This is a genomic window from Phytopseudomonas argentinensis, assembly GCF_900113905.1.
Classification (GTDB): Bacteria; Pseudomonadota; Gammaproteobacteria; order Pseudomonadales; family Pseudomonadaceae; genus Aquipseudomonas; species Aquipseudomonas argentinensis.
The window spans coordinates 80,533-103,607 of the sequence record NZ_FORC01000002.1 but is presented as its reverse complement, the minus strand read 5'-3'; the positions used below and the strand labels follow the sequence as shown (position 1 = coordinate 103,607).

17 protein-coding genes are annotated in these 23,075 nt (G+C 65.2%); 15 read left to right on the top strand and 2 right to left on the bottom strand.

What is annotated here, in order from left to right; genetic code table 11:
- Positions 1 to 446 precede the first annotated feature (446 nt).
- Positions 447 to 740 (top strand): hypothetical protein, encoded by a 294-nt coding sequence (locus tag BM154_RS08995; protein ID WP_074882531.1) that lies wholly within the window; start codon positions 447 to 449, stop codon positions 738 to 740.
- A 6-nt stretch (positions 741 to 746) separates the two neighbouring features.
- Here BM154_RS08995 and BM154_RS08990 read toward each other — a convergent pair whose 3' ends face one another.
- Both BM154_RS08990 and BM154_RS08985 read right to left on the bottom strand, forming a co-directional pair.
- Complete coding sequence (locus BM154_RS08990; RefSeq protein WP_074882530.1) at positions 747 to 1,634, bottom strand: transglutaminase family protein; 888 nt, start codon at positions 1,632 to 1,634, stop codon at positions 747 to 749.
- Positions 1,631 to 4,120 carry a circularly permuted type 2 ATP-grasp protein gene (locus BM154_RS08985; RefSeq protein WP_074882529.1) on the bottom strand — a complete coding sequence of 830 codons (2,490 nt, stop codon included), beginning with the start codon at positions 4,118 to 4,120 and terminating at the stop codon, positions 1,631 to 1,633. The genes BM154_RS08990 and BM154_RS08985 overlap by 4 nt, the downstream gene beginning before the upstream one ends.
- Positions 4,121 to 4,390: 270 nt before the next feature.
- On the opposite strand from BM154_RS08985, the gene BM154_RS23795 reads away from it, so the two are divergent.
- The 14 genes from BM154_RS23795 (at position 4,391) to BM154_RS08920 (ending at position 22,974) form a co-directional block, all read left to right on the top strand.
- Positions 4,391 to 4,567, top strand: coding sequence for a hypothetical protein (locus BM154_RS23795; protein ID WP_042556252.1), 177 nt, complete (start codon positions 4,391 to 4,393; stop codon positions 4,565 to 4,567).
- A gap of 57 nt (positions 4,568 to 4,624) precedes the next feature.
- Positions 4,625 to 7,579: a sensor histidine kinase gene (locus BM154_RS08980; protein WP_167364673.1), complete on the top strand. Its 2,955-nt coding sequence runs from the start codon at positions 4,625 to 4,627 to the stop codon at positions 7,577 to 7,579.
- Positions 7,580 to 7,673: 94 nt separating this feature from the next.
- On the top strand, positions 7,674 to 9,095 hold the full coding sequence (locus BM154_RS08975; RefSeq protein ID WP_074882528.1) for a sigma-54-dependent transcriptional regulator: 1,422 nt from the start codon (positions 7,674 to 7,676) through the stop codon (positions 9,093 to 9,095).
- 642 nt (positions 9,096 to 9,737) lie between these two features.
- The gene (locus BM154_RS08970) at positions 9,738 to 11,135 is read left to right on the top strand and encodes a polynucleotide adenylyltransferase PcnB (RefSeq protein WP_074882527.1); all 1,398 of its coding nucleotides are present in this window, start codon (positions 9,738 to 9,740) and stop codon (positions 11,133 to 11,135) included.
- A 3-nt stretch (positions 11,136 to 11,138) separates the two neighbouring features.
- On the top strand, positions 11,139 to 11,618 hold the full coding sequence (gene folK / locus BM154_RS24150; RefSeq protein ID WP_074882526.1) for a 2-amino-4-hydroxy-6-hydroxymethyldihydropteridine diphosphokinase: 480 nt from the start codon (positions 11,139 to 11,141) through the stop codon (positions 11,616 to 11,618).
- A gap of 209 nt (positions 11,619 to 11,827) precedes the next feature.
- The gene (panB, locus tag BM154_RS08960) at positions 11,828 to 12,628 is read left to right on the top strand and encodes a 3-methyl-2-oxobutanoate hydroxymethyltransferase (protein ID WP_074882525.1); all 801 of its coding nucleotides are present in this window, start codon (positions 11,828 to 11,830) and stop codon (positions 12,626 to 12,628) included.
- Positions 12,625 to 13,485: a pantoate--beta-alanine ligase gene (panC, locus tag BM154_RS08955; RefSeq protein ID WP_074882524.1), complete on the top strand. Its 861-nt coding sequence runs from the start codon at positions 12,625 to 12,627 to the stop codon at positions 13,483 to 13,485. Before panB ends, panC begins: the two co-directional genes overlap by 4 nt.
- Before the next feature lie 105 nt (positions 13,486 to 13,590).
- Positions 13,591 to 15,255, top strand: coding sequence for a glucose-6-phosphate isomerase (pgi, locus tag BM154_RS08950; RefSeq protein ID WP_074882523.1), 1,665 nt, complete (start codon positions 13,591 to 13,593; stop codon positions 15,253 to 15,255).
- Positions 15,256 to 15,380: 125 nt separating this feature from the next.
- Positions 15,381 to 17,318, top strand: coding sequence for an acetate--CoA ligase (acs, locus tag BM154_RS08945; protein WP_074882522.1), 1,938 nt, complete (start codon positions 15,381 to 15,383; stop codon positions 17,316 to 17,318).
- Positions 17,319 to 17,395: 77 nt separating this feature from the next.
- Positions 17,396 to 18,262 (top strand): oxygenase MpaB family protein, encoded by an 867-nt coding sequence (locus tag BM154_RS08940; protein ID WP_074885216.1) that lies wholly within the window; start codon positions 17,396 to 17,398, stop codon positions 18,260 to 18,262.
- A 77-nt stretch (positions 18,263 to 18,339) separates the two neighbouring features.
- Complete coding sequence (locus tag BM154_RS08935; protein ID WP_074882521.1) at positions 18,340 to 19,356, top strand: class I SAM-dependent rRNA methyltransferase; 1,017 nt, start codon at positions 18,340 to 18,342, stop codon at positions 19,354 to 19,356.
- Positions 19,357 to 19,433: 77 nt separating this feature from the next.
- A complete protein-coding gene (locus BM154_RS08930; RefSeq protein WP_074882520.1) occupies positions 19,434 to 22,373 on the top strand; it encodes a DUF748 domain-containing protein in 2,940 nt (979 codons plus the stop codon).
- Positions 22,373 to 22,669 (top strand): DUF2845 domain-containing protein, encoded by a 297-nt coding sequence (locus BM154_RS08925; protein ID WP_074882519.1) that lies wholly within the window; start codon positions 22,373 to 22,375, stop codon positions 22,667 to 22,669. Before BM154_RS08930 ends, BM154_RS08925 begins: the two co-directional genes overlap by 1 nt.
- Positions 22,666 to 22,974, top strand: coding sequence for a DUF2845 domain-containing protein (locus tag BM154_RS08920; RefSeq protein ID WP_083414523.1), 309 nt, complete (start codon positions 22,666 to 22,668; stop codon positions 22,972 to 22,974). Before BM154_RS08925 ends, BM154_RS08920 begins: the two co-directional genes overlap by 4 nt.
- Positions 22,975 to 23,075: the final 101 nt, after the last annotated feature.

The window sequence follows — 23,075 nt, the reverse complement described above, 5'->3', positions numbered from 1 at the left end:
TGAGCTGTGGTTTGCCAGAGTTATCGCATTGTTCTTAAGTTCGGTTCCGCTCTGTCGAGCGGGTTTCCTTTGGCATCGCCCGGATGGCCGGCCCCGCCAAAAGAAACCAAAAGGTCTAGCCCCGGCATACGGCCCCGGCTTCGCCGGGATTCCCTCGCTACATCGTTGCTCCGAGGGCCCGACCTAGGCGGCCCCCCCACGAAGGGGCGAATTGGTGTCGCCTGCTAATTTTGTAGCGTGAGGAACATCAAAAGCGAAAGCGCCCGAACGGCCGCTTTCGCCACACTGCAGTCAAAACGCTGAAGTGGGGACGATAGATCGTGAACAGGCTCTTGAGCCGAGCGCGTCGTTCGCCCGGCTGCCGTTACTTTGTTACCGGCGGCTGCCCACACGCACGCCATTCCTTATACTGCGCTCCATCGTTTATACCTGTGGAGCCTACGCCCGTGAACTTTTCGTCCTGGACACCCAAGGAGCGCCTGATTTCCGGGGCGTTCTTCGCCGTGGCCATCGGTTGTCTGCTGTACGGTTTCGGCTCCGGCGTGCCGCCGATGAGCAGCGAGTTCTTTTCGATGTTCGCGGTGGTATCGCTGGTGATCGGCCTGGCCCTTACCCCGCAGTTCATGCTGCAACCACTGCGCGAGAGCCTTGGCGCCAACCTGTCGAAGCCGCTGCGCGTGGCACTGGGTTTCTTCTGCGCCTTCCAGCTGATCGCGGTGATCCGCGTGCTCACCGGCTGAGCGAAGCTACAGCGGGGTGACCGTCACCTGCACCTCGGGGTCATGGTGGCCGCCGCCGAGAATCACCCCGCGCAGTGGCGAGACGTCACCGAAATCACGCCCCCAGGCCAGGGTGATGTGCTCCAGGGCCGGCAGCAGGTTGTTGGTGGGGTCGAAATCCACCCAGCCATTGCTCGGGCAATACACCGACACCCAGGCGTGGGACGCATCAGCGCCCACCAGCCGCGCCTGCCCCGGCGGCGGCTGGGTCAGCAGATAGCCACTCACATAACGCGCCGCCAGCCCTCGTGAACGCAGGCAGGCGAGCATCAGGTGGGCGAAATCCTGGCACACGCCGCGGCGCCGTTCGAGCACGGTGAGCAGCGGCGTGGCCACCTGTGTGGCGCTGGCATCGAAAGCGAACTCGGCGTGAATCTTGTGCATCAGCGCTGCCACCGCTTCCAGCAATGGCCGCTGCGGCGGGAAACACGCATCGGCGAAATGCTCGAAGGCCGGCCCCAGGCCAACATAGGGCGACGGGAATCGGTAGCGCGTGGCATCAAGGGCATCGGCCTGCCAGGCCTGCCACCGATAGCTCAGGGCCTGACGCACCATCGGCCAGGGCGGCGATGTCTGCAACTCGATGGCGCGGCGCGGCAACACCTCGACCAGCAGCTGCGCACGCACGTGCAGGGCGGCATGGGGGCGCTCGAAAGCCAGGCGGGTCAAGGGATTGCCGAACACATCGAGGCTGTCCACCCGCCGGCAGGGCGGCGGGCTGACCTGCAGATCCTGTGTCAGGCAGCGCTGCCAGGCGCAATCGCGCGGCCACAGATGGGCCAGCTGCTGGGCCAGGGAAACCGGCGTGGCATAGCGGTAGCGGGTATCGTGCAGCACCTGGTAACGCCTGCTCATGACGACTGGGTTCCCTGACTCGCGCCAACATGGGCGAAGAAACGCAGGCTCAGTTGCTCGGACACCGAGCCGGCGGCCAGGCCGATGGCGTCAAGCAAGCCGGCCAGGCCATCGAGCACGGCGCGAGTGCCGCCGTCGCCGAACAACGGGTTTTCCAGGCTGTGCAGATCGAAGGCGCTCATCCGTCGTTCGAGCTGCGCCAGATCAGCGCTGCCGGGCATGTCGAAGCGCTCAGCCAGGCGTTTCAGGGCGCGCAGCAGCAGTCGCAGCTGGTAAAGCACGGCATGCGGGTTGCGCTCATCGAGCAGCAGCAGATCGAGCACCGGAATCAGCTGCGCCGAGGCCATGTAACGGGTGCGGTAGGTGATCGAACTGTTACCCAGCTCGAGCAGCCAGTCCAGCGCCGAGGGGTCGTCGCTGGCGCCGATGCGCAGAAAGCCACCGATACTGTCGCAGAGAAACTGCAGGCGCTCGATGCAGCGGCCGATCAGCAGAAAGCGCCAGCCGTCGTCACGGGTCATGTCGTCGAGGGCGAAGCCGGACAGCGCGACCAGCGAGATCATCAGCCGGTTGAGCCCATCGAGCAGTTGCCCGAGGTCGCCCTCACGACCTTCGAGGCGCTGCATGTCACGCTGCAGCTCCACCAGTGCCTGCCAGTTGGCCTGGGAGAGCTTGCCGCGCACGCTGCCGGCGGTCCACTGCAGGCGCTGCAGATTGACGCGTAGGCTGGCTGGCCACTCGGCCCCGAGCAGCGTCTCGCGCAAACGCGTTTCCAATGTGCCGTGCTGATCATTGGGCAGCGTGCCCAGGTGTTGCGCAAGCTGAAGAACGGCTGCCAGCGCCTGGGGATCGTCATCGTCGTCGACATAGCGGGCCAGCATGATGCGCAGCAACCGTGCATGATCTTCGCAGCGTTCGCTGTAACGCCCGAACCAGAACAGGTTTTCCACCACCCGCGATGGCAGGTAAGGATCGCTGCGCACCAGATCGGCAGCGCCCAGGGCGCGCGTGCCCTGCCATTGCTCACCGGGCGCCTGGCGCTCGCCGAGCACCCAGGTGTCCTTGCTGACCCCGCCGTGCTGCATGGACACCACCTCGGTATCCGCCGGCGTGGCCACACGGGTCAGGCCGCCGGGCATGACCCGGTAGCCGTCGGCGCTGGCCACGGCGAACACGCGCATGCCAATGGCGCGCGGCTGCACGCCCTCGTCGCCCGACCAGACCGGCGCCTGGGACAACTGCACGGGCGCCTGGGCCACATAGGCCCCGGGCTGCTGACCCAGGTGACTGGCCAGGTCGGCACGCTGCGCGGCGTCCAGGCTGCCGCCCGCGGTCGCGGTGCAGGCCTGCGCTGGGGAGCAGGGGCGGATCAGCCAGTGCGGCAACCTTTCCAGCACATCCGCAAGCGCCTGTGGCTCTGCGCACCAGGCACTGGCGACCCCCGGCAGCAGCAGCGGCTCGCCAAGCAGCTTTTCGCTGATCGCCGGCAGAAACGCCGCAAACCCCGGCGCCTCGAGCAGGCCGCAGCCCAGGGCGTTGGCCACCAGCACGCGGCGCTGGCGGACCACTTCGAGCAGGCCCGGCACGCCCAGCGCCGAATCGGGGCGCAGCTCCAGGGGGTCACAGAAGTCGTCATCCAACCGCCGCAGCACTGCATGCACCCGCTGCAGTCCAGCGAGCGTCTTGAGATATAGCGTGGCGTCGCGCACGGTCAGATCGCTGCCCTCCACCAGCGGGTAACCCAGCTGGCGGGCCAGATACAGGTGCTCGAAGTAACTCTCGTTGAAGCGCCCGGCGGTCAGCACCACCACCAGCGGCGTTTCCCCGGCGGCCGGCGCCTGACTGGCCAGGGTGTCCTGCAGGGTGCGAAAGAAGCCGGCCAGGTGCTGCACGCCAAGGTCACGGTACAACTCGGGAAAGGCGCGCGAAATGATCTGCCGATTCTCCAGCGCAAAGCCCGCGCCGGCCGGCGCCTGGGTACGGTCGGCGGCGACCTGCCACTGGCCGTCCGCCGAACGCGCCAGGTCCACTGCATACAGGTGCAGATAGGTGCTGCCCGCTGGTTGTACGCCCTGGCATGGCCACAGGAAGCTGTCGTGACCGAACACCAGTTCCGGCGGCAGCAGGCCGTCGGCCAGCAGTTGCTGGGGGCCGTAGAGGTCGGCCAGAACCCGGTCGAGCAATGCGGCGCGTTGCGCGACGCCGGCGGTGATCGCCTGCCATTCGGCCGCCGGTATCAGGCTGGGCAGCAGGTCCAGCTCCCAGGGACGATCGGTGCCTTCCGGGTCGGCGTAGACGTTATAGGTGACGCCATTGGCCTGGATCTGCCGAGTGACCATGGCCTGACGCTGCTGCAACTGAGCCGGCTGGCTGCGTTGCAACTGATCGAGCAGCGCCCGCCAATGCGCCCGTACCTGCCCGCGGCTGTCGAGCAATTCGTCATAGGCCGCCTCGGCAGGCGCGTAACCGGTGAGCAAATCAGGCATGGGCTTCCCAATGGTATTCATGGATGGCACGGCGAGGGCATGCGTCGTGAAAGCGTAGCTGCTGTGCCCGACCTGCAGGCAATCAGCCTGAAGCTTGCCACCTCGGGCCGTGCGCTGCCCAGCCGGCAGCCCGGATTGGCGAGCAAAATGTGCGCCAGGCGTACGCCGCAAAGGGCAGCCGGCAGGGTGCTCGCCACACCGCGAGCAACCCACCTTAGCCAGCGCAGCGCGCTTCCGTTACCATCGGCACACTCAGTAGCGAGACGCGGCATGTATATCTATCGATTGGTTCTGATTCTGGTAGTCGGTATCTACCTGTTCTCGCCTGCCATCATGGACTGGTGGATCGATCCCAACGGTGCCTGGTACCGCCCGTACATGCTGTGGCTGATCCTTATCGTGGTGACCTTCATCCTGCAGAGCCAGCGCGATGCCGATGAGCTCTAACCGCGTGCGCAACCACCCGGCCCCCGCCGCCTCCCCTGACTCGCAGAGCTGCCGTAAATGCCGATGAGCTTTAGCCTCAGCGGGCTGATGCTGATCAGCGCCGCCTACCTGCTGGTGTTGTTCGCCGTCGCCTGGTGCGCCGACCGCGGGCTGATCCCCCGCCGCCTTATCCGCCATCCCCTGACCTACACCCTGTCGCTGGGCGTATACGCCAGCGCCTGGGCCTTCTACGGCAGCGTCGGCCTGGCCTATCAATACGGCTATGGCTTTCTGGCCAGTTACCTAGGGGTAACCGGCGCCTTTCTGCTTGCCCCGGTACTGCTCTATCCGATCCTGCGCATCACCCGCACCTACCAGCTGTCGTCGCTGGCCGACCTGTTCGCCTTCCGCTTTCGCAGCACCTGGGCCGGCGCCCTGAGCACCCTGTGCATGCTGATCGCCGTGTTACCGCTGCTGGCCCTGCAGATCCAGGCCGTCACCGATGCCATCAGCATTCTTACCCTCGAGCCGGTGCAGCCACAGATCGCCCTGGCGTTCTGTGGGCTGTTCATCCTGGTCACCATCCTGTTCGGTGCTCGCCACCTGGCTACCCGGGAAAAGCACGAAGGCCTGATATTCGCCATCGCCTTCGAGTCGGTGGTCAAGCTGCTGGCCATGGGTGCCATCGGCCTCTACGCGCTGTACGCGGTATTCGACGGGCCGCGCGAGCTGGAACAGTGGCTGGTACTCAACCAGGCGGCCCTGGCCAGCCTGCATACGCCCCTCCAGGAAGGCCCGTGGCGCACCCTGCTGCTGGTGTTCTTCGCCTCGGCGATCGTCATGCCGCACATGTATCACATGACCTTTACCGAGAACCTCAACCCCCGTTCGCTGGTCAGCGCCAGCTGGGGGCTGCCGCTGTTCCTGTTGCTGATGAGCCTGGCCGTGCCGCTGGTACTGTGGGCCGGCCTGCGCCTGGGCTCGACCACCAGCCCGGAGTACTTCACCCTCGGCCTGGGCATTGCCGTGGACAGCCCGACGCTGGTGCTAATCGCTTACATTGGCGGCCTGTCGGCCTCCAGCGGGCTGATCATCGTCACCACCCTGGCGCTGTCCGGCATGCTGCTCAACCACGTGGTGCTGCCGCTCTACCAGCCGCCGGCCGAAGGCAATATCTATCGCTGGCTGAAGTGGACGCGCCGCGCGCTGATCGTCGCCATCATTCTGGCCAGCTACGCCTTCTACAACCTGCTCGACGCCGAGCAGGACCTGGCCAACCTGGGCATCGTCTCCTTCGTCGCCACCCTGCAATTCCTGCCTGGCGTGCTCTCGGTGCTGTACTGGCCGACCGCCAACCGGCGCGGTTTCATCGGCGGCCTGCTGGCCGGGATCGCGGTCTGGGCGGTGAGCATGCTGCTGCCGCTGCTCGGCACGCTGCCGGGCCTGTACGTGCCTGTGCTCGACCTGGTCTACGTGCTCGATGACAGCAGCTGGCACCTGGCGGCCATCGCCTCGCTGGCCATCAACGTGCTGGTGTTCACCCTGGTCTCGGTGTTCACCGACTCCAGCCCCGAGGAAGACAGCGCCGCCGAAGCCTGTGCAGTGGACAACGTGCGCCGCCCGCAGCGCCGCGAGCTGCTGGCCCTGTCGCCCCAGGAATTCGCTGCCCAGCTGGCCAAGCCGCTCGGCGCCAAGACCGCCCAGCGCGAGGTCGAGCAGGCCCTGCGCGACCTGCACCTGCCGTTCGACGAAAGCCGCCCCTATGCCCTGCGTCGCCTGCGCGACCGTCTGGAGGCGAACCTGTCCGGTCTGATGGGCCCCAGCGTCGCCCAGGACATCATCGAATCCTTCCTGCCCTACAAGTCCGGCAGCGAAGGCTACGTCACCGAGGACATCCACTTTATCGAAAGCCGCCTGGAGGACTACCACTCGCGCCTCACGGGCCTCGCCGCCGAGCTCGATGCCCTGCGCCGCTACCATCGCCAGACCCTGCAGGAACTGCCCATGGGCGTCTGCTCGCTGGCCAAGGATCACGAGATCCTGATGTGGAACAAGGCCATGGAAGAACTTACCGAAATTCCCGCCCTGCGCATCGTCGGCTCGCGCCTGTCGACCCTCGGCGAGCCGTGGCGCGAGCTGCTGCAAAGCTTTATCGAGAATCCCGACGAGCACCTGCACAAACAGCGCCTGGCCCTCGATGGCCAGATCCGCTGGCTGAACCTGCACAAGGCAGCCATCGACGAGCCCCTGGCCCCCGGCAACAGCGGCCTGGTGCTGCTGGTCGAGGACCTTACCGAGACGCAGATGCTCGAAGACAAGCTGGTGCACTCCGAACGCCTGGCCAGCATCGGCCGTCTGGCCGCCGGAGTGGCCCACGAGATCGGCAATCCGATAACCGGCATTGCCTGCCTGGCGCAAAACCTGCGCGAGGAACGCGAGGGCGACCCCGAACTGACCGAAATCAGCGGACAGATCCTCGAACAGACCAAGCGGGTCACGCGTATCGTCCACTCGCTGATGAACTTCGCCCATTCCGGCAACCACCAGCACGCCGACGAACCGGTGTACCTGGCGGAAATTGCCCAGGAAGCCATTGGCCTGCTGGCCCTCAACCGGCGCAGCGTCGACGTGCAGTTCTTCAACCTCTGTGACCCGGCGCACCGCGCCGAAGGCGACCCGCAGCGCCTGGCCCAGGTGCTGATCAACCTGCTCAGCAACGCCCGCGATGCCTCGCCGGAAGGCGGAGCCATCCGCGTGCGCAGCGAAGCCTCGGAGCACACCGTCGACCTGATCGTCGAGGACGAAGGCAGCGGCATTCCCAAGGGCGTGATAGACCGGTTGTTCGAGCCGTTCTTCACCACCAAGGATCCCGGCAAAGGAACCGGACTCGGCCTCGCGCTGGTCTATTCCATCGTGGAAGAGCATTATGGCCAGATAACAATCGACAGCCCGATCGATCCCGAGCAGCAACGTGGCACCCGTATCCGGGTGACGCTGCCGCGGCACATCGAGGCAATGCCACTGGCGAACTAAATTCCGAAGAACCGCATTCCCGGGAATGCGCGCGGCCCAGCTTGGCCGCTGCACCAGGAAGCAGGTTCCGAGACCGTCGAGAGAATTCGTTTAAATGCCTCATATCCTGATCGTCGAAGACGAAACCATCATCCGCTCCGCCTTGCGTCGCCTGCTCGAACGCAACCAGTACCAGGTCAGCGAAGCCGGTTCGGTACAGGAAGCCCAGGAGCGCTTCGACATTCCCGGCTTCGATCTGGTGGTCAGTGACCTGCGCCTGCCAGGCGCACCGGGCACCGAGCTGATCAAGCTGGCCCAGGGCGCCCCGGTGCTGATCATGACCAGTTACGCGAGCCTGCGCTCGGCGGTCGACTCGATGAAGATGGGCGCTGTCGACTACATCGCCAAACCCTTCGACCATGACGAGATGTTGCAGGCCGTGGCGCGCATCCTGCGTGATCGCGAGGCCCGCAACCAGGCCGGTGGCGCCCCTGCTGCCGCCCGCGCGGCCGAGAAAGGCGACAAGGCGGCCAGTGGCGAGATCGGCATCATCGGCTCCAGCCCGGCCATGCTGGAGCTGTACAGCAAGATCCGCAAAGTCGCCCCCACCGACTCCAATGTGCTGGTGCAGGGTGAGTCCGGTACCGGCAAGGAGCTGGTCGCCCGCGCCCTGCACAACCTGTCCAAGCGTGCCAAGGCGCCGCTGATCTCGGTGAACTGCGCAGCGATCCCGGAGACCCTGATCGAGTCCGAGCTGTTCGGCCACGAGAAAGGCGCCTTCACCGGGGCAAGCGCCAGCCGCGCCGGGCTGGTGGAAGCGGCCGACGGCGGCACCCTGTTTCTTGACGAGATCGGCGAATTGCCGCTCGAAGCCCAGGCGCGCCTGTTGCGCGTGCTGCAGGAAGGCGAAATTCGCCGGGTCGGCTCGGTGCAGTCGCAGAAGGTCGATGTACGGCTGATCGCGGCGACCCACCGCGACCTGAAAACCCTGTCGAAAACCGGCCAGTTCCGTGAAGACCTTTATTACCGCCTGCACGTCATCGCCCTGAAGCTGCCACCGCTACGCGAGCGCGGTGCCGACGTGCTGGAAATCGCCCGCGCCTTCCTGGCTCGGCAGTCAGCCCGCATGGGCCGCAACGACCTGCACTTCGGGCCGGACGCCGAGCAGGCCATCCACCACTACAGCTGGCCGGGCAACGTACGTGAGCTGGAGAACGCCATCGAGCGCTCGGTGATCCTCTGCGATGGCAGCACCATCAATGCCGAATTGCTGGGCATCGACATCGAGCTGGAAGATCTCGACGAAGACGTGTTCATGGGCATGGCGACGCAGAGCGCGGCGGTCAATGCGACCAGCCAGGACCCCAGCGAGGACCTGTCTCTGGAGGACTACTTCCAGCACTTCGTGCTCGAGCACCAGGACCACATGACCGAGACCGAACTGGCCCGCAAGCTGGGCATCAGCCGCAAGTGCCTGTGGGAGCGCCGTCAGCGCCTGGGCATCCCGCGTCGCAAGTCGAGCGCTGCCAGCGAGTGACACGTCGCGCAGCGCTCTAGGGCGGGTGTTACCGCCGATCATGACAGCACGTAACAAAGCCGGGGTTATCGGTAACGGAATCCCGGCTTTTTTTTGCTCGCAAAAATATCGAAAACCGTAACCGCCTGTTTTTAAAGGAAAAACAAAAATTGGCACGGCATGTGCTCTATGTCTGGCACAACAACAATAACAAGCATGACCCACGATAATAAAAATAAGACGTAACGGCTTCAGCACAATAAGAACAAGATCGCGGAAGACGCAGCTAACTGATTATTTTGGAGAGGATCGCCTCTCGGCTCACAGGCAGACAACAACAATAAATGTCGACGGACAGCGCCTGAACGGGTGATATCCAGGGCCTGAGGTAGCGTCAGCATCCAAAATAATCCGTTCGCTCTTGCTCCCACTCGGGAGGTACGCCGGACCCGATCCGGTACAGGCATCCAACAAGAACAACAGCCTGCATAACAAGAACGACGTATCGCACTACTTAGGGGGAGCTTCGGCTCCCCTTGTCGTTTCCCGCCCCGGCCTGCCCCGCCACCCTGCTTACGCCCTCAGCCACCTAATGCTAGAATCCGCGCTATTTCTGCGCCTTTACATTATTCTGGCCGCTCAATTCGTCATACAGTGCCCTCCATGCTGAAAAAGCTGTTCAACTCCTTCCGCTCGCCGCTGCGCCGTGCGCACCAGCCCCACAGCACGCCGCACGTGCTGAACAACAACCAGCACCCGATCCAGCGCGGGCAGATCAGCCGCTACGCCATCAGCGTGGTCGAGCGTCTGCAAAATGCCGGCTACGAGGCCTATCTGGTTGGCGGCTGCGTGCGTGACCTGCTGCTGGGTATCGAGCCCAAGGACTTCGACGTCGCCACCAGCGCCACGCCGGAACAGGTCAGGGGCGAGTTTCGTAACGCCCGGGTGATCGGCCGCCGTTTCAAGCTGGTGCATGTGCACTTTGGCCGCGAGATCATCGAAACCGCCACCTTCCGCGCCAATCACCCGGAAGGCGACGAGGAGGAAAACAGCAACCAGTCCTCGCGCAACGAAAGCGGGCGCATTCTGCGCGACAACGTGTACGGCACCCTGGAAGACGACGCCCAGCGCCGCGACTTCACCATCAACGCCCTGTACTACGATCCGGTTTCCGAACGGATTCTCGACTATGCCAATGGCATGCACGACATCCGCAACAACCTGGTGCGGTTGATCGGCAACCCGACCCAGCGTTACCAGGAAGACCCGGTGCGCATGCTGCGCGCCGTGCGTTTCGCCGCCAAGCTGGACTTCGACATCGAGAAGCACAGCGCCGACCCCATCCATGACCTGGCCCACCTGCTGGGCGGTATTCCGGCCGCGCGCCTGTTCGATGAAGTGCTCAAGCTGTTTCTCAGCGGCTACGCCATCTATACCTACGACCTGCTGGTCGACTACGGCCTGTTCGGCCAGCTGTTCCCGGCCAGCGCCGCGGCGCTGCGCCAGAACCCGGAATACACCGACACGCTGATCCGCAATGCCCTGGACAACACCGACCTGCGCATCCATCAGGGCAAGCCGGTCACCCCGGCCTTCCTGTTCGCCGCGTTGCTCTGGCCGGCCTTGCCGGCGCGGGTGATCCGTCTGCAGGAGCGTGGCATGCCGGCCATTCCAGCCATGCAGGAAGCCGCCCACGAGCTGATCGCCGAGCAGTGCCAGCGCATCGCCGTGCCAAAGCGTTTCACCATGCCGATCCGCGAGATCTGGGACATGCAGGAGCGCCTGCCACGGCGCAGCGGCAAGCGCGCCGACCTGTTGCTGGAAAACCCGCGCTTCCGCGCCGGCTACGACTTCCTCTTGCTACGCGAAAGCGCCGGTGAGGAAACCGGCGGCCTGGGTGAGTGGTGGACCGACTATCAGGACGCCAGCGACAGCGATCGCCGGGTGATGATCCGCAACCTGTCCGGCAAGGACGAGGCCGGTAGCGCGCCACGCAAACGCCGCCGCAGCGGTGGTGCCAAGCGCAAGCGCGCGCCCCAGGGCGGCGGCGCCGGCGAATAGCTGATGGAACGCGCCTATATCGGCCTGGGCAGCAACCTGGCCGAACCCGCCGAGCAGTTGCGCCAGGCCCTGGCGGCGCTGCAGCAACTGCCGCGCAGCCGCCTGGCGGCGGTGTCCTCCTTCTATGCCAGCGACTCGCTGCTGCCCGGCCAGCCCCGTTACACCAACGCCGTCGCGGCGCTCGACACCGATCTGCAACCCCTGCAGCTGCTCGATGCGCTGCAAGCCATCGAGCTGGATCAGGGCCGTGAACGCCATGAGCGCTGGGGGCCACGCACCCTGGATCTAGACATCCTGCTGTTCGGCGACCGACCGATCGATGAACCGCGCCTGCGCGTGCCCCATTACCAGATGCATCTGCGCGCCTTCGTGCTCTACCCTCTGGCGGAGATTGCCGCCGACCTGCAACTGCCCGATGGGTGCCACCTAAGCGAGCTGCTGGCGACCTGCCCGTTCGACGGCCTGGAGCGTCTGCAGCCCTGATACGCTGGGCACACTGCCTGCGGTAACGACGTAACAGCGCGGTAACACATTCGATTGACTTGCGACCTTGCCATCGGGACTATAGCCACCCATTGCCCCTGCCGGGGCCACATTGAAGCAGCCCTGCTGCCCCTTCGATGCCAACGTGAACCTGGTCTACGAGAGCCTGCACCAACAGGCCCGCACAGGTTCCGAGTGAGGATATCTTCATGCCTGATGTAACCCTGACCACCCTGCGCGCGCTCAAGCAGAAGGGTGAGAAAATCACCATGCTGACCTGTTACGACGCCACCTTCGCCGACGCCTGCAGCAAGGCCGGAGTCGAAGTGCTGCTGATCGGCGACTCGCTGGGCATGGTGCTGCAAGGGCATGACAGCACCCTGCCGGTGAGCATGGCCGATACCCTCTACCACACCGCCAGCGTCAAGCGCGGCAATGCCGGCGCGCTGATCATCGCCGACCTGCCGTTCATGGCCAACGCCACCCTCGAACAGACCCTGCACAATTCCGGCCTGCTGATGCAGGCCGGCGCGCACATGGTCAAGGTCGAGGGGGCTGCCTGGCTGGCCGAGTCGATCACCAAGCTGGCCGAACGCGGCGTGCCGGTGTGCGCGCACATGGGCCTGACGCCCCAGGCGGTGAATATCCTCGGTGGTTACAAGGTGCAGGGCCGTGAACACAACCAGGCGCGCCAGATGGTCGCCGATGCCATCGCCCTGGAGCAGGCCGGCGCCGCCATGCTACTGCTCGAATGCGTGCCCAGCGACCTGGCTGGGGAAATCAGCCGCACGGTGAAGGTGCCGGTAATCGGCATCGGCGCCGGCCCGCAGACAGACGGCCAGGTGCTGGTGCTGCACGACATGCTCGGCCTGTCTCTGAGCGGCCGGGTGCCCAAGTTCGTGAAGAACTTCATGAGCGGTCAGCCGAGCATCCAGGATGCACTCGCCGCCTATGTTAAAGAAGTAAAAGCAGTCAGCTTCCCCGCCGCCGAGCACGGATTCTCCGCATGAACACCGTCAACACCGTGCGCGAGTTGCGCGCCGCCGTCGCCCAGGCCCGCAAGGAAGGCAAGCAGATCGGCCTGGTGCCGACCATGGGCAACCTGCACGCCGGCCATGCCGCCCTGGTGGAAAAGGCTGCGCAATGTGCCGACTTCGTGGTCGCCAGCATTTTCGTCAACCCCATGCAATTCGGCCCCGCCGAGGATCTCGACAAGTACCCGCGCACCCTGCAGGCCGACCAGCAACGCCTGGAAGCGGCAGGTTGCCATCTGCTGTTCCACCCGGACGTAGAGGAGATGTACCCGGGCGGCATGGGCGAGCAGACACGGGTCAGCGTGCCCGGCGTTTCCGAAGGCCTGTGCGGGGCCAGCCGCCCAGGGCATTTCGAAGGTGTGGCCACCGTGGTCACCAAGCTGTTCAACATGGTGCAGCCCGACCTGGCAGTGTTCGGCCAGAAGGACTTCCAGCAACTGGCGGTGATTCGCACCCTGGTGCGCGACCTGAACCTGCCGATCCAGATCATCGGCGAACCCACGGTACGCGCCGAGAGCGGCCTGGCGCTGTCCTCGCGCAACGGTTACCTCAGCGATGCGCAGCGCCAGACCGCCAGCGTGCTCTACCGCTCGCTGCAGCAGATTGCCCAGGCCATCCAGGCTGGCGAACGCGACCTGCCCAAGTTGCTCGCAACGGCGCAGCGCCAGCACGCCGATGCCGGTCTGCGCGCCGACTACCTGGAAGTGCGGGAAGCGCAGAGCCTGCGCGCGGTAGGCACGGGTGACCGCGAGCTGGTGGTACTGGTGGCGGCCTATCTGGAGAACACCCGGCTGATCGACAACCTGAGTTTCACCCTGGATCAGGGGTACTGAAACCGCGCGCCGCGAGTACACTAAAAGCCCGGACGATCAGCCGGGCTTTTTAGTCTGCGAACCCTTTATCCAGTCCGCCACCCGAAGCCCCTACAAGGAAGCCCCATGGCGTATCACCGTCAGCCGCTCGATGTTCTCGCCCTCCCCACCTGGCAGGCGCTGCAACAGCACCGCCAGGCCATGCAGCACTTCAGCATGCGCGATGCCTTCGCCGCCAACCCACGGCGTTTCGAGCAGTTTTCCCTGAGCAGTTGCGGGCTGTTTCTCGACTATTCGAAAAACCTCGCCAGTGACCAGACCATCTCCCTGCTGATGGCCCTGGCCCGGGAAGTCGGCCTGGAACAATCGATCCGCGCCATGTTCGACGGTGAGAAGCTCAACGCCTCGGAGGGCCGCCCGGCCTTGCACACCGCCCTGCGCCGCCCGCTGGGCGACAAGGTACTGGTCGACGGCGTCGACGTGATGCCCCAGGTGCAACGCGTGCTGCAGCAGATGACCGAGCTGGTCGGGCGCATCCACAGCGGCCTGTGGCGCGGCTTCAGCGAAAAGCCGATCACCGATGTGGTGAACATCGGTATCGGCGGCTCCTTCCTTGGCCCGCAGTTGGTTTCCGAGGCATTGCTGCCCTTCGCCCAGCGCGGCGTGCGCTGCCACTACCTGGCCAATATCGACGGCAGCGAGTTCCACGAACTGGCGGCCAAACTGCAGGCGGAAACCACCCTGTTCATCGTCTCGTCGAAGTCCTTCGGCACCCTGGAGACGCTGAAGAACGCCCAGGCAGCACGTGGCTGGTATCTGGCCCAGGGCGGTTCGGAAGCCGAGCTGTACCGGCACTTCATCGCCGTGTCGAGCAACCGCGAAGCGGCGGTGAGCTTCGGCATCCGCGAGGAAAACATCTTCCCGATGTGGGACTGGGTCGGCGGGCGTTATTCGCTGTGGTCGGCCATCGGCCTGCCGATCGCCCTGTCCATCGGCATGTCCAACTTCAAGGAGCTGCTGGCCGGCGCCTACAGCATGGACATGCACTTCAAGACCGCGCCGTTCGAGCAGAACATGCCGGTGCTGCTGGCCCTGCTGGGCATCTGGTACGGCAATTTCTGGGACGCCCAGAGCCAGGCGATCCTGCCGTACGACCACTACCTGCGCAACATCACCAAGCACCTTCAGCAGCTGGACATGGAGTCCAACGGCAAGAGTGTGCGCCAGGACGGCAGCCCGGTGGCCGGCGCCACCGGCCCGGTGATCTGGGGCGGCGTGGGCTGCAACGGCCAGCACGCCTATCACCAGTTGCTGCACCAGGGCACCGGACTGATCCCGGCCGACTTCATCGTCCCGGTGGTCAGCTTCAACCCGGTCGCCGACCACCATCAGTGGCTGTACGCCAACTGCCTGTCACAGAGCCAGGCACTGATGCTCGGCAAGTCCCGCGAGGAAGCCGAGGCCGAACTGCGCGCCAAGGGCATGGGCGAGGACGACGTGCAGCGCCTGGCGCCGCACAAGGTGATCCCCGGCAACCGGCCGAGCAATACCCTGGTACTCGAACGCATCAGCCCGCGCCGCCTGGGCGCCCTGGTAGCGCTGTACGAGCACAAGGTGTTCGCCCAAAGCGCCATCTGGGGCATCAATGCCTTCGACCAGTGGGGCGTGGAGCTCGGCAAGGAACTGGGCAAGGGCGTCTACTCACGCATGGTCGGCAGCGAGCAGAGCGCTGCCGAAGACGGCTCCACCCAGGGGCTGATCAACTACTTCCGCGGCCGCCATCGCGGTTGATCCTAATTGCGGGTGCCCAGCAATGGGCGCCTGCAATACGTTGCACCACTCCCTGGCTACCCTTTAAAACTTGGCTGCTAACCTTGATGTCTATTGCGGACATATAACAACAAGGGTGACCCGCCATGTCTCTACCCCATCGCCATCCCGTCAGCGACGAAACACGCCAGCGTGCCCACCTCGACGATGCCGCTTACCAGCGTCTCTACCGTCAATCCGTCGATGACCCACAGACCTTCTGGGGCGAGCAGGCCAAGGCCTTTCTCGACTGGTTCAAAGCCTGGGACGAAGTCTCGAGCGGCAGCCTGAGCAAGGGTGACATTCGCTGGTTCGCCGGCGGCCAGTTGAACATCAGCCATAACTGCATCGACCGCCACCTGGCCAAACGTGGCGACCAGGTCGCGCTGATCTGGGAAGGCGACGACCCCAAGGATTCGGCCCGCATCACCTACAAGCAGCTGCACGAGCAGGTCTGCCGGCTGGCCAACGTACTCAAGACGCGCGGCGTGAAGAAAGGCGACCGGGTGTGCATCTACATGCCGATGATTCCCGAGGCCGCCTACGCCATGCTCGCCTGCACGCGTATCGGCGCCGTACATTCGGTGGTATTCGGCGGCTTCTCACCGGATGCCCTGCGCGACCGTATTCTCGATGCCGACTGCCGCACGGTGATCACCGCCGATGAAGCGGTGCGCGGCGGCAAGCTGGTCCCGCTCAAGAGCAACGTCGACAAGGCCCTGGCAAGCTGCCCCAAGGTCTCCACCGTACTGGTGGTCAAGCGCACCGGCAATCCGGTGGACAGGGACGAGAAGCGCGACCTCTGGTACCACGAGGCAATCCAGCAGGTGGCCGCCGACTGCCCTGCCGAGCCGATGGACGCCGAAGACCCGCTGTTTATCCTCTACACCTCGGGCTCGACCGGCAAACCCAAGGGCGTGCTGCACAGCACCGCCGGCTACCTGCTGCAGGCGGCGATGACCCACAAGTACGTGTTCGACTACCACGACGGCGACATCTACTGGTGCACCGCCGATGTCGGCTGGGTCACCGGGCACAGCTACATCGTCTACGGCCCGCTGGCCAACGGCGCTACCAGCCTGATTTTCGAGGGTGTGCCCAACTACCCGGATACCTCGCGCTTCTGGCAGGTGATCGACAAGCACCAGGTGAACATCTTCTACACCGCGCCGACCGCCCTGCGCGCACTGATGCGTGAAGGCGAAGCGCCGGTGAAGAAAACCTCGCGCAGCAGCCTGCGCCTGCTTGGCAGCGTCGGCGAGCCGATCAACCCGGAGGCCTGGGAGTGGTACTTCAAGGTGGTCGGCGAGCAGCGCTGCCCCATCGTCGACACCTGGTGGCAGACCGAAACCGGCGCCATCATGATCACCCCACTGCCCGGCGCCACCGACCTCAAACCCGGCTCGGCGACGCGGCCGTTCTTTGGCGTGCAGCCGGTGCTGCTCGATGAGCAGGGCAAGGAAATCGACGGCCCCGGCGCCGGCGTGCTGGCGATCAAGGCCAGTTGGCCGAGTCAGATCCGCAGCGTGTACGGCGACCATAAGCGCATGCTGGAAACCTACTTCACCGCCTACCCCGGCTACTACTTCAGCGGTGACGGCGCGCGCCGCGACGAGGATGGCTACTGGTGGATCACCGGGCGCATCGATGACGTGATCAACGTCTCCGGCCACCGCATCGGCACCGCCGAGGTGGAAAGCGCCCTGGTGCTGCACGACGCCGTGGCCGAGGCCGCCGTCGTCGGCTACCCCCATGACGTCAAGGGCCAGGGCATCTATGCCTTCGTCACCACCATGAACGGCGTGGAGCCCAGCGACGAGCTGAAGAAGGAGTTGCTAAGCCTGGTCGGCAAGGAGATCGGCAGCTTCGCCAAACCGGAGCTGATCCAGTGGGCGCCGGGCCTGCCGAAGACCCGCTCGGGCAAGATCATGCGCCGCATCCTGCGCAAGATCGCCTGCAACGAGCTGGACAGCCTGGGTGATACCTCGACCCTGGCCGACCCGAGCGTGGTCGACAGCCTGATCGAGCAGCGCCTCAACAGCTGACGCCTGACCCATGGCCCCGCACCGGAGGGGCCATGGGTCTCTTGCCTTGGGCCGGGCAAGCGCTGAAACTGCGCGGCATGGAAAGCCTACGTCGTCAGATCGAAAAACAGGTGCACAGCCTTACCGGCGCGTCCTTGGGCGTGCTCGACCTCGATCAGCCGCGCTTCGATGCCGGCCTGTTCGGCCCCGAATCGATGGTCTGGAAGGTTCACGCCGACTTCACCTCGATGATGGTCGGCGGCATCTCCGCCCTGCTCCTGCAGATGCTCCACCCGCTGGCCCTGGCCGGTGTGTGGGACCACTCCACCTTCCGCCAGGACATGATCGGTCGGCTGCGCCGCACCAGCCTGTTCGTCGCCGGCACTACCTACGGCGGCCGGCACGACGCCGAGCAACTGATCGACAAGGTGCGGCGCATCCACCTGCAGGTGGTTGGCCAGGCGCCGGATGGGCGGCCCTATGCCGCCTCCGACCCCGATCTGCTGACCTGGGTGCACGTTTCCGAAGTCAGCCAGTTTCTGGCCGGCTACCTGCGCTATGTGGATCCGCAGCTGCCGGTCGCCGAGCAGGATCGCTATTACCGCGAGGTGGCGCTGATCGCCGAACGGCTGGGCGCGCAGAACGTACCCAAGTCCAGCCAGGCCATCGACGATTATCTGCAGCGCATGCGCCCGCAGCTGCTGTGCGATGAGCGCACCCGCGAAGTGGTCCGGCTACTGTATGCCGCGCCGGTGCCCAACATTCTGGCCAAACCCTTTGGCAGCCTGATGATGCAGGCCGGCGTCGACCTGCTGCCGGACTGGGCCAGCGAGCTGCTCGGCGAACACCAGGCCGCCTGGCGCCGCCCGGTGATCCGCGCCAGCGTCAGACGCACCGCCAAGCTGCTGCGCTGGGCGGTGGTCAACAGCGCGGCGCAACGGGCCGCCCGGCGCGTGGCACCCTGACCTGAGGCATCGGCCGTGATCCGGCAGCCGGCGCTTTTTGCTAAACTGCCGGCCCTCCCTTTTCCGAGACGCCGCGCGTGCCTTCTCTTGACCAGGCGCTGCCCGCCGCCCTCGCTGCCCGCGAAAACCTGCTCCCCGACCTGCACACCCAGGGCACCGATTGCTATCGACTGTTCCACGGCAGCCAGGAAGGCGCCGGCGGCCTGACCATCGATCGCTACGGCCCGCAGCTGATGGTGCAGAGTTTTCACCAGACGCTGAGCCGCGACGAGCTGCTGGCCCTGCACGAGCAAGTCAACGAAACCCTCGGTTTCGCGACGTTGCTGGTATACAACGACCGCTCCAAGGGCAACTCGCGCGTCGATCGCAGCGATGCGGTGTACAGCGCCAACGACAATGCCCTGGTCGACTTGGTAGGCCGGGAATGGGGCCTGAACTACCGGGTGCGCGGCCGTCATGCCGGACAGGATCCGCTGCTGTTTCTCGACCTGCGCAACGCCCGCGGCTGGGTGCAGCGCCATGCCGCCGGGAAAAGCGTGCTCAATCTGTTCGCCTACACCTGCGGCGTGGGCCTGAATGCCGCCGCAGGCGGTGCCAGCGAAGTGGTGAACCTCGACTTCGCCGAAGGCAACCTGGCGGTCGGCCGCGAGAATGGCGCCCTCAACCCGGATCTGCCGGCCATGCAGTTCGTGCAGTCTGACTACTTCCCGGCGATCCGCCAGTGGGCCGGCCTACCCATCGCCGCGCGCCGCGGCCAGAAATTGCCGAGCTACCCGCGCCTGGATCAGCGCCAGTTCGACCTGGTGTTTCTCGACCCGCCGGCCTGGGCCAAAAGCGCCTTTGGCACCGTCGACCTGCTGCGCGATTACCAGAGCCTGCTCAAGCCGGCGATTCTCGCCACCGCCGAAGACGGCACCCTGGTGTGCTGCAACAACCTGGCGAAAATCGCCATGGACGAGTGGCGCGAGCAAGTGCTGCGTTGTGCCGCCAAGCTCGGTCGCCCGGTACGCGAGTACGAGCAGTTGCAGCCGGCGCAGGACTTCCCCTCGCAGGATGGCAACCCGCCGCTGAAAACCCTGGTTCTGCATTTCTGACAGGCAGCCGCCTCCCGCGGAACCAAGGCCCCATGCCATAATCCAAGGCACTCCCGCCAGGAAGATGAAGCGAAACCATGCCCAAAGGATTGCGCCGCGCCGCCACCGCCCTGTTGATTGTCCTGGGGCTGTACAGCCTGATCGGCTTCCTGATCCTGCCAGGCGTCGCCCTGCGCATCGCCAATCAGCAGTTGGCGAATTACGCCACCCAGCCGGCGCGGCTGGATCGTCTGCAGCTCAACCCCTTTACCCTGGAGCTGAAGCTGTGGGGCCTGCACCTGGGTGAGCCCGGCAAGGAGCAGGTGGCGTTCGAACATCTGGCGGTCAACCTGGAGCTGGACAGCCTGTGGAGCGGCGCCCTGCATCTGGCCGACGTGACCCTGGTCAAGCCGCATACCGAGCTGCGCTTCGCCAAGGACGGCCGCCTGAATCTGGCGCAACTGTTCAAGCTGCCGCCCAGCGAGCCCAAGCCCGACGAGCCAAGCGAGCCATTTCCCCTGCGCATCGAGCGTATCGAGCTCGCGGGTGGCAATCTGCGCTTTCAGGACCTGCGCCCGCAGGAGCCGATTGACATCCATTACGACGATCTGAACCTCGAGCTGCACAACCTCAGCACCCTGCCCGACGACAACGCCGACATGACCCTGGTGGCCACCGGCCCGGCGGGCGGGCGTATCGACTGGCGCGGCGAGCTGAGCCTCAGCCCGTTCAGCTCCAGCGGTACCCTGAAGATCACCGACGAGCCCATGCAGGCGTTCTGGCCCTACGTGCGTGACGCCGTGCCGCTGGTACTCGACCAGGGCGTGGTGAACCTCGCCACCGACTACCGCCTGGACCTGAGCAAGGGCACCGAGCTGACCCTCAGCAACACCCACATCAAGGCCGCGCCGTTCGCCATAGAGACCCCGGACGGCAAACCGCTGATCAAGCTGCAATCCCTGGAAGTCAGCGAAGCCGCGCTGGACCTGGCCAAGCAGCAGGTAGTGATCGGCAAGCTGCGCGGGCAGAAACTGGAAGCCTGGGCAACGCGCGAAAAAGATGGCGAGCTGGACTGGCAGAAACTGTTTGCCGGCAACAGCGGCCAGAGCGCTAAGCAGGCGCCGGCGGCCGACACCGATCAAGCAAAGCCTGGCAAAGCAGCGAGCGACGCGCCGGCGAAGCAGCCGGCCAAGCCCTGGCAGGTGCAGGTCAAGGATGCACAACTGCGCGATTACCACGCCCACCTGGTGGATCGCGTACCCGATCAGGAAGTCGCCGTCGAACTCGGCCCGCTCAACCTGGACATGCAGCATTTCGACAGCCTGGGCACCTCACCCTTCACCCTCAAGGTGGATACCGGTGTCGGCAAGCAGGGCAAACTCGAGGCACAAGGCCAGGTACAGCTCAGCCCGACTACCGCGACTTTGCAGGTCGCCACCCGCAACCTCGATATGCGCGTGGCCCAGGCCTACCTCAGCCCCTTCGTGCACCTGGAGCTGCGCAGCGGCCTGCTGAGCAGCGACCTCGACGTCGCCCTCACCGGTACCGAACCGCTGGCGCTGCGCGTACAGGGCAAGGCGCAGGTGACCCAGCTGCATACCCTCGACACCATCAAGGACCGCGACCTGCTGCGCTGGAAACAGCTCGACCTGGGCGGCATCGATTACCGCCACGGCGAGCGCCTGGACATCGAACGGGTCGACCTGCAGCAGCCTTATGCGCGCTTCATCATCAACGAAGACCTGACCACCAACGTCAACGAGCTGATCATCAAGCAGCCGGCCGGCGATGCCTCGCAGGCGAAGTCGTCCGCTGCGGCATCCGAGAGCAAACCGCTGGCGATCCGCATCGGCGAGATCAACCTCAAGGACGGCTCGGCCAACTTCGCCGACTTCAGCTTGCGGCCCAACTTCGCCACCGCCGTGCAGCAGCTCAATGGCCGCATCGGCACCCTGGACAGCACCGGCAACAAGGCCGCGCCGGTAAACATCACCGGCAAGGTGGATCGCTATGCGCCAGTCAGCATCAAGGGCAGCCTGACGCCCTTCGACCCGCTGCAGAGCCTGGATATCGCCACCCAGTTCCGCCAGGTCGAGCTGACCACCCTGACGCCCTACTCCGGCAAGTTCGCCGGCTATCGGATCCGCAAGGGCCGCCTGAACCTGGACCTGCACTACCGCATCAACGACGGCAAGCTAAATGCCGAGAACAAGGTGCTGGTCGAGCAGCTGCAGCTTGGCGAGAAGGTCGACAGCCCGGACGCCGTCGACCTGCCGATCCGCCTGGCGGTGGCCCTGCTCAAGGACACCCAGGGCCGCATCTCCCTGGAGCTGCCGGTGCAGGGCAACCTCAACGACCCGCAGTTCAGCGTCATGCCGATCGTCTGGCAGACCCTGCGCAATCTGGTGCTGCGCACCGCCCAGGCGCCGTTCAAGTTCATCGGCGGGCTGGTCAGGGGCGGCAGCGATATGGACCTGAGCACCGTGGCCTTCGCCCCGGGCAGCGCCGAGCTCGACGAGCAGGCGCAAAAGACGCTGGACACCCTGGCTGAGGCCCTGCAGGAACGCCCGGCCCTGCGCCTGGAAATCGAAGGGGCTGCCGCCCAGAGCGCCGACGGCCCGCTGCTGGCCGAACGGCGTCTGCAGCGCGAGTATCAGGATTACCTGTACCGCATCATGCAGCGCCGTGGCGATCAGGTACCGGGCAGCGCCGAGGAGCTGGTGGTGCCCGAGGACGAGAAAGCCCCCTTACTCGAAGGTATCTACCGCGCACGCCTCAAGCAGCAGCCACCGGCCGATTGGGCCAAACTGAGCGATGACGAACGCACTGCCAAGCTGCACGCCGCGGTTCTGGCATCCTGGAGTGACAGTCGCGGCCTGCAGCGCCAGATCGCCCAGCAGCGCGCGGCGGCGATCAAGGATTACCTGGTAGACCGTGACAAACTGGCGGACGAGCGCATCTACCTGCTCGACGTCAACCTGGGCCAGGCCGAACCCGATGGCCGCGTGGCCACCCCCCTTCATCTGGGCAGCGAGTGATGCGCATGAAACGACTGAGTCTGCTACTGGCGCTGTGCGCCAGCCCGCTGCTGAGCCACGCCGACACGCTGCGCTGCGGCAGCAAGCTTGTGAACCTGGGCGATCGCACCTTCGAGGTGATGCAGAAATGCGGCGAGCCGGCATTCCGCGATCCGGTCGGCTACACGGTCGGCCCGTACAACCGGCGCGAAACCAATATCGAGGAATGGGCCTACGAGCCCAGCAACGGCATGTTCACCATCCTGACCTTCGAGGGCAATCGGCTGACGCGCATCGAGCGCAAACGCCGGCAATGACCATGATCAAGACACTTATCCCCTGCGCCCTGCTGGTACTGCTGGCCGGTACCGCCAATGCCTCGACCTGGCGCTGCGACAGAGCAATCGCCAGCACCGGTGACACCACGGCCGAAGTACAGGCCAAATGCGGCGAGCCTAACAACCGCGCCTTCATTGGTTACAAGGATCAGACCGACCGCTATGGCTTCACCCACGAGGTGCAGGTCGAGGAATGGAACTACGGCCCGCGCAACGGCATGAACTACTTCCTGCGTTTCGAGGGCAATCGCCTGGAGCGGATCGACAGCAAGCGCGGCGACTAACCGCTAGCCGCCGATATGGGGGGCACCTTCAAAAACGTTGCCGAGGCAGGCAGCGCAAGGCGAAAGCAGGCGAGAAAGCGGAGTTTACGAGCTGTAAATGA